The sequence below is a fragment of the Treponema sp. genome (assembly GCF_045657965.1).
Classification (GTDB): Bacteria; Spirochaetota; Spirochaetia; order Treponematales; family Treponemataceae; genus Treponema_D.
Map to the genome: position 1 here is coordinate 1 of NZ_JAZOUG010000088.1, position 6,716 is coordinate 6,716.

General features: G+C 44.9%; 8 protein-coding genes. All 8 read right to left on the reverse strand.

Translation table 11 applies throughout. The features are described 5' to 3' along the window. Positions 1–23 precede the first annotated feature (23 nt). The gene (locus ACKI5B_RS03385) at positions 24–731 is read right to left on the reverse strand and encodes a hypothetical protein (RefSeq protein ID WP_407425837.1); all 708 of its coding nucleotides are present in this window, start codon (positions 729–731) and stop codon (positions 24–26) included. Beyond that, a complete protein-coding gene (locus ACKI5B_RS03390; protein ID WP_407425839.1) occupies positions 728–1,294 on the reverse strand; it encodes a hypothetical protein in 567 nt (188 codons plus the stop codon). The genes ACKI5B_RS03385 and ACKI5B_RS03390 overlap by 4 nt, the downstream gene beginning before the upstream one ends. Beyond that, complete coding sequence (locus tag ACKI5B_RS03395; protein ID WP_407425841.1) at positions 1,291–2,922, reverse strand: hypothetical protein; 1,632 nt, start codon at positions 2,920–2,922, stop codon at positions 1,291–1,293. Before ACKI5B_RS03395 ends, ACKI5B_RS03390 begins: the two co-directional genes overlap by 4 nt. After that, on the reverse strand, positions 2,912–3,754 hold the full coding sequence (locus tag ACKI5B_RS03400; RefSeq protein ID WP_407425843.1) for a hypothetical protein: 843 nt from the start codon (positions 3,752–3,754) through the stop codon (positions 2,912–2,914). The genes ACKI5B_RS03395 and ACKI5B_RS03400 overlap by 11 nt, the downstream gene beginning before the upstream one ends. A gap of 7 nt (positions 3,755–3,761) precedes the next feature. After that, a complete protein-coding gene (locus tag ACKI5B_RS03405) occupies positions 3,762–4,151 on the reverse strand; it encodes a hypothetical protein (protein ID WP_407425845.1) in 390 nt (129 codons plus the stop codon). A gap of 154 nt (positions 4,152–4,305) precedes the next feature. After that, a complete protein-coding gene (gene gspG, locus ACKI5B_RS03410; RefSeq protein ID WP_407425847.1) occupies positions 4,306–4,761 on the reverse strand; it encodes a type II secretion system major pseudopilin GspG in 456 nt (151 codons plus the stop codon). After that, positions 4,758–5,948 (reverse strand): type II secretion system F family protein, encoded by a 1,191-nt coding sequence (locus ACKI5B_RS03415; protein WP_407425849.1) that lies wholly within the window; start codon positions 5,946–5,948, stop codon positions 4,758–4,760. Before ACKI5B_RS03415 ends, gspG begins: the two co-directional genes overlap by 4 nt. Beyond that, a partial coding sequence (locus ACKI5B_RS03420) for a GspE/PulE family protein (RefSeq protein WP_407425851.1) occupies positions 5,945–6,716 on the reverse strand: 772 nt, incomplete at its 5' end. The genes ACKI5B_RS03415 and ACKI5B_RS03420, both read right to left, overlap by 4 nt.

Here is a 6,716-nt window from a genome sequence, read left to right on the forward strand (position 1 = left end):
ATTTTTTATTCATGTCCTCTCCATTAATTTATTTGTACATTCGCGTATATTGGATTTGAAGCTTTTACCTGGTTCGCAATGTTTTTGATTTGTTCTTCTGGCTCATAAATATCAGTCGCCAAAATATGCATATTTTTTATAAAATCTGAGTTTCCGTCTTTGTTTAGTTCTGTATAAATTCCATTCGCATTTAAAGCTTTTGAGAAATCCTTTGCAAAAGATTGTTCGATTCCACACATCGTTAAGTAATCTTTTTGCGAATCCGTATAATTCTTTGCTGAAATATCTGGATTTGAATTAATTAGCAGAGCTAAATCTTTCATGGATAATAGAGCACCTGCAGATTCACTTATCATTCCTGATATCGTAGAAACCGTATCCTTTAAAGTTGATACCGAAAAATCAGAAGAAAATATGCCTGCAAAGGGGCCTATGGTTGGAATTAGAGACATCGCCATAGTCGTTGCTGTCGAAAGTTTAGAAATGTCCTTTTGAGCACTTGTTAAGCCCCCGCCCAAAGGAATAGCCAGCATATCTTTAGTTGATTTCTGAAAAGCTAAAAAATCACTCATGTAATATGTAGTTATTGTTATCTTTCCATCCGGGTCTGTGTACTTGACAGGGTTGTTTCCCCCGTAGTGGTACAAATTGGCATTGATGTGACTTGAGCGCATCAGAAAAATCGGGCGAGACGAGGTGTAATTTGGGTATTTTTTCGCTGTGAAATTCATAAATTCTCCCTCTTGTCATTTCTTTTTTTGAGTTCTTCGATATATGTTTTGTTCTCATTTTGTCGCTTGATTTTTGAAAGACAGTCGCTTGATTCTGAGAAATTCCCGATTTTGTTCAGAATTATTGCTTTTAGATAGAGCGTGTCATCTCGTTCTGAATCAAGTTCGAGCGCGTAGTTTGCATAGATAAGAGCCTCATTGTATTTTTTTAGGTCAAGGGAATTTTCAGCAAGGCTCGTAAACTGCGCGGCGTTTCCCATTTTCACATAAATGACTCCCGAAGGCTGATAAGAAAATGTGATTTTTTCTGTTCGGTAGCCAGTTTTCCGAATTTCTGCCGAGTATTCTTTTTCGTCTTTCAGTGCAAAAGCAAAGCGACCGTGAACATCGCTCTCGCCGAGGAATTTATCACCGACATAAAAGCCCGCTCCTTGAACTCCGTTGCTCTCATAGTCATAAATCATCAAGTACATTATTGAATCGTTGCCTGCCTTATTTGAGGCACAGGAGCAAAGAAGAACTATAACCGAAAGTAAAATCATTCGCAAAATCTTTGTTTTCATTTTCTCACCTCGTATATCTCGCCTTTTAAATGAGCTTCATAACTTGAAAAAGAAATCTCCCTGCAAAAATCCCCGTTTCCTGATTCCAAAATCGGGAGTTTGTAAAGGTCGCCCGTTGATTTGTCCTTGAAGAAAATATAACGACCGCTTTTCGCTGAACCGCCCGCGCCGACATATTCAAGGTTTGAATTTTTCTTTGCTATTTTCGGCTGTGGCTGAACTGATTGAACTTTTGTGACCGCAGTTCCCGAATTTTTCTTAGATACTTGAATAGTTGAAACGGCAGGGGGCTTGTAAAATGAGCGGTTCAAGTCTGAAAGATTTGGCTCTTCCACGCCCGCATTTCCCAAAATAAAAGAGTCTCCGACTTTAGTTCCCTCTATGTGAGAGTCCAATTTTGCGACCATACTCACAAGACTTCCATTGCTTGAACTCCTTATTCTGACGGAACGGAAATCAAATTCGTCCGATGTGTTTTTAAGAAGCGAGAATGCAGACGAAGCAATTCCTTTCATCATACATTCTATTTGTATTCTTTTGTTTGCCTCTGAAACTTGAAGATATTCTTCTGTGCAGGAAGATTTTTTTATCGCGGAGCGCAATCTTTGTATATATGCCGAAAGATTTTCACCGCTGGAATCCTGCTTTTCCGTGAGTTTTTTCAGCGCGTTTTCATAAATCAGAATTTTTTCTTCGTCCGAGATTTTTTCGTCAATGACAAGAGCGTGACGGCGCAATGTTCCCGAATATGTGACAAATTCCCTGCCTTGCTCACGGGCGGAGCGGCTCATTCTCACGCTTTCCACCGCCTGATTCTGCTCGAACCTTGAGAGGACTTCCGCACCGTCGGAAGAATGAATGTCCGTCTGAAAGGAAGAGCCTTCAACGCTCATACTCTCGACTTTCGCGGATTTTCCTACGCAAGAATACAAAACCGAGAATGATTCGTATATGTTCACCGATGATGTTCTTAATTTCTCCTCGTATTCTTGTTTCAGCGAGGAAAGTTTTTCTGTCGTTTGCTTCTGCTTCGTTATTTTGTTCTCGTTTTCCCGCTCAATTCTGTTCCGTTCTCGCGTTTCTTCGTCCAGCCGTTTTTTGTAGGAAGAAAGGATATTCAAAGAAAAAGCAATAAAAACGATGACGGAAAGACCCGCAATGAAAAGTTTCCGTAAGATTTCTTTTTTGTCTTTTCCGCCAAGAATATCGCTTTTAGTGAAAACACACTCTTTTTCGAGAAAGGCTTGCGTGATTTTCTCCCCGCTTTTTTCAGAGATAGCATTGCAAGAAATGAGAGTGCCGTTTTCAAAGTCAAAAATCTCGGTGAAATTATCTGATATGAAAGCCGCCCGTCCGCTGAAATGTTTGCACCTGTTTATGACATAAAGCGTTGAGCTTCTGAGGCTTTGCTTTTCGTCGCTTTTTGGGGAGATTATGCAAATCCAAGAGTTTTTCTTTTTTCCGTTTTTGAAAAGTCGGATGCTTTTTTCTTCGAGGCTCACGGGATAGAGGGAAGAAAGCTGTATCACAGCCGCATTTTTCCTTTTTACGGGGGAAAGCGGCGGAATCGTAAGCACGAGAACCGAATAATCAAGCCTGTTTGCGACAGGGAGCGCATTAATTTTCATTCTGACTCCCCCTGTATTCGATTTTTCGCTCAAAGAGAATGTATTTTTCTACTTCTCTGGGCTTTTCGCCCTTGTTCGGAACTGCGGCGAACACGGCTTTCACCGAACATGAGTCCGTGGCGAGCGAGGCTTTCCAAAAAGCCGTCTTTGTGCCGAAAATAGCCATTGCCTGTGAGTTCATCTGCACGGAGAGGATTTCGGCTATCCCCTTGTCGCTGGCTGTATGGCTTTTCACTGCCTCAAAAAGTTTCTCCGTCTTTTCCTCGGCGTTCTTTGTTTTGAGCGAGGAGAGGAGTGCAAAAACTGTCTCCTCGTCAAGGCTGTATATGTTCGTGAGCGGAAGGAAATTCACGAGCGGAAAAAGTTCCGTTGCATTTTTCGCACCCGACGATTCGAGCGATTCTGAAAGCGTTTCCTCGTTGCAGAGCGTGGGGCAAAGCCACGAATATTCGCTTTCATCGTGGCTCAAAAGAAGGCTCTGAACGGCTTCTGTCTCCGCGATTTTCTTGCTCCAGAATTTCGTGTTCACGCCGCTTGAAACATCGGAAAGAGAAAGGGAGCAGTCGGCGAATTCTGAAATAATCGCGTTGTAGTTGTCCGTGTCGAATGTGTCGCTTTCGTCAGAAGCGAGACTCTGCATTGAAAGCGTGAGTTTTCTTAGAATCTCGTCAGCCTCGTCCAATGCTGAAAGCCGTCTTTCGAGAGCGTTAGCCCTGCTTTTCCATGCGGAAGCAAGGGAAAGAGTTCCCGAAAGGGCGAGCATGAGAACAAGTATCAATGCGAGCGTGAGAAGAACGGTGTAGCCGTCCTCACTTCTGACAGACCTTTTCATAATCCTTCTATTTTAATATGGAGACTGACGAGAACAGTTCTTTTGTTCTGTGCTCCGTTCCGTCCTTTTTCCAAGCGACATCAAGTCCCTGCGTTATTCCCGCAGAATCTTTGAGACAGCCTACGGAAATTATTTCTATATTGTATTCATTGCTGAATTTCTTTTTCAGCAACAAGGCTTTTTTCTCCGCCTCTTTTTGCGAGGAAAGATAATAGGAAAGCGTGATTTTTGAGATTTCTTCCCTTATTTTTCCGTCGCATACAAGCGTTGACTGCGCGGCTTTTCCGTTTTCAGAAAACCTTTTTGAATTCCTCGCGTATGCGGCGAACGAAAAAGCCGTTCCCGCTGTTATTACGAGCGAGAGCGATATTGCTATTACGGTCTCATTCAAGCCCATTCTCCGCCCTCCCGTTCGCCCTCTCTATGTATTGCTCCGCCTCCGTGATTGACTTTTTCGTGCTTCGTGAAGAAAAAGCAAGAAGCGAGAGAAAAGCGGAGATTATCAGAAGCATACAAAGCGAAGAAATCAAAGCCCTCAAAAGCATATCGAATCACTCCCAAGATGTGATGTCGGCATCCTTACCTTCGCCGCCAAGTTTTCCGTCCGCGCCGAATGAGCGGATTGCGTACGGGTCGCCATCGTTTCCTGGCACGGTGTACTCGTAATCGTTCCCCCACGGGTCTTTTGGCGCGTCCTTGTGGATATAAGGACCATTCCACAAGTCCGACACAGGCTCAATGTCGGGCTTTTTCCTAAGTGCCTGTAAGCCCTGCTCTTCTGTGGGGTATCGCCTGCAGTCGATGTAATAGGCTTCCAGCGCGACGGCGAACGAATCAATCTGACTTCGGGCGGAAGCAACGCGAGCTTTCTCCAAACTTGAGACCGCCATAAAGCCCACACCCGCCGTCATGAACATAAGGACCGCGATGACAATCAGAGTCTCCATGAAAGTCCAGCCGTCCTCGTTTCTCAGACTTTTTAAATTTTCCTGCTTCTTTGTTTTCATAGTTCCCCCAGCATTGAGAATATAGGAAGGACGATTTGCCCGACCAAGATAAATATGACGATGCCAGCGGCTAGAATGAACGCGGGTTCTGCGCTTGCCGCGAGCGTTGAAAGTATCGAAGAAAGTTCCTTCTCGTAGTACGAGCGGATTTGTGAGAATGATTTTTCCACAGAGCCGGTCGACTCGCCGATTCCGAGCCATGTCACGATATATGTCGGAAATTCCTTATGCTTTCTCATGGATTCTGCGACATCGCTTCCGTTTCTCACATCTTCCGCAACGGAAAAAACGGCTTTTCTGTACGCCCTGTTTCTTATGACGAGCACAGATTGCTCAAAGGCTGAGACAAGAGACATTCCCGAAGAGCATAGAAGCTCCATAGCAAAGGCGAAGTCGTTTGTCTCTGATATTTTTATGTACTTTGAAAGAAGCGGAATCGAAATCAGAATCTTGTCGCTTTTTTCCGCGAAAGACTCTGAAATCTTTCTAAAAACCATGCAGACTGCGATTGAAAGAATTACAAAAGCGAAAATCATTCCCGTTATCGTAAAGGTGATTCTTATTGAGCCTATCTTCTCTTCAAGAGCGGGGCTTTCCGAAGAAAAGACCTCGAACACGGCGGAGAGTTTCGGGAACACGAACAGCACCATGCAGAGAACGACAAGGACAGCAGTAACGCAGATTGTGGCGGGATATGCGAGCGATGAGGCAAGTTTCCGCGACAGTTCCTTTTTTGTCCTCAGATAGTCGGTGAGCCTTGAAAAAACTTCCGCGACAGAGCCAGTCGCCTCGCCAATTCTTATCAAGGGTATGAAAACGCTCGGAAAAGTTCCGTGCAAGGATAAAGAGTCGCTTAACGCCCTGCCTTCTGAAAGCGAGCGGGAAAGAGAGGCGCAGAGATTTGCGACCGCTTTTCTGTCCGTTATCCTCGCGCAGACCGAGATTGAATCTTGCACAGAAAGCCCCGATGACAGAAGGGCTGCTATGCTTTCCGTGAAAGTAAGCACTGCGGACTTTGATGTTTGGCTATGTTTTCCTTTTGCGGAGCGGATTTTCTTGTATGATAAAAGTGACTGATTTTCCGAAGAAAAAGAGCGGATAAGTTCATCTTCGCTTTGAGCGGAGCGGAACACGACGGATTTCCTGCCGTTATTCTTCCATATAATGCACCTGTAGTTTTCTTTCATGCAAGCCCCTCCCTCACAACTTCCGAGAAAGTTATCTCGCCTGAAAGCACTTTTTTGACGGCATCTTCCTGCATTGTTTTCATTCCTTTTTTGCGGAAAATGTCGTAAAGGGCAGAGTCGCCTTTCATTTCGTCTATCGCTTCCGTAACATCGCCGTCAAGTTCAAAAACTTCGCTCACGGCAGTCCGCCCCTTGTAGCCGGTGAAAAGACATTTTTCGCATCCAACGCTCTCTTTCATCGTCTCGCCGTGAAGGTTGTATTTCTTTGCGAGTGCCGTCATTTCAGCGGACAGAGGAACGGACTTTGAGCAATGCGGGCAGACTTTGCGGACTAATCTTTGGGCAAGCGAGAATCTGAGAACTGACGATATAAGATAAGGCTCTACGCCCATGTTCCTGAGCCTTGATATTGCCGATACGCTGTCATTCGTGTGCAGTGTTGAGAAAATGAGATGCCCCGTGAGAGCCGCACGCACCGCAAGCGGAGCCGTCGCGCTGTCGCGAATCTCGCCCACCATTATGACATCGGGGTCTTGGCGAAGAAGCTTTGAAAGGACACTTTCAAATGTCAGCCCAATCGCCTCGTTTACCTGTATCTGGTCGATATGTGGAAGGAGTTTTTCTACGGGGTCTTCTATCGTTATTATTTTCAGTCGCTCTGCGTCCATTTCGCCAAGCAGGGCATGAAGCGTTGTCGTTTTGCCTGAGCCTGTAGGTCCTGTTATGATTATTGATACGCCCGGAATTGACGATGAGGGGACTCTCGGT

Coding starts and splice junctions, on each gene's coding strand:
- ACKI5B_RS03385 (WP_407425837.1), bottom strand. CDS start 731: ATGAATTTCACAGCGAAAAAATACCCAAATTACACCTCGTCTCGCCCG.
- ACKI5B_RS03390 (WP_407425839.1), bottom strand. CDS start 1,294: ATGAAAACAAAGATTTTGCGAATGATTTTACTTTCGGTTATAGTTCTT.
- ACKI5B_RS03395 (WP_407425841.1), bottom strand. CDS start 2,922: ATGAAAATTAATGCGCTCCCTGTCGCAAACAGGCTTGATTATTCGGTT.
- ACKI5B_RS03400 (WP_407425843.1), bottom strand. CDS start 3,754: ATGAAAAGGTCTGTCAGAAGTGAGGACGGCTACACCGTTCTTCTCACG.
- ACKI5B_RS03405 (WP_407425845.1), bottom strand. CDS start 4,151: ATGGGCTTGAATGAGACCGTAATAGCAATATCGCTCTCGCTCGTAATA.
- gspG (WP_407425847.1), bottom strand. CDS start 4,761: ATGAAAACAAAGAAGCAGGAAAATTTAAAAAGTCTGAGAAACGAGGAC.
- ACKI5B_RS03415 (WP_407425849.1), bottom strand. CDS start 5,948: ATGAAAGAAAACTACAGGTGCATTATATGGAAGAATAACGGCAGGAAA.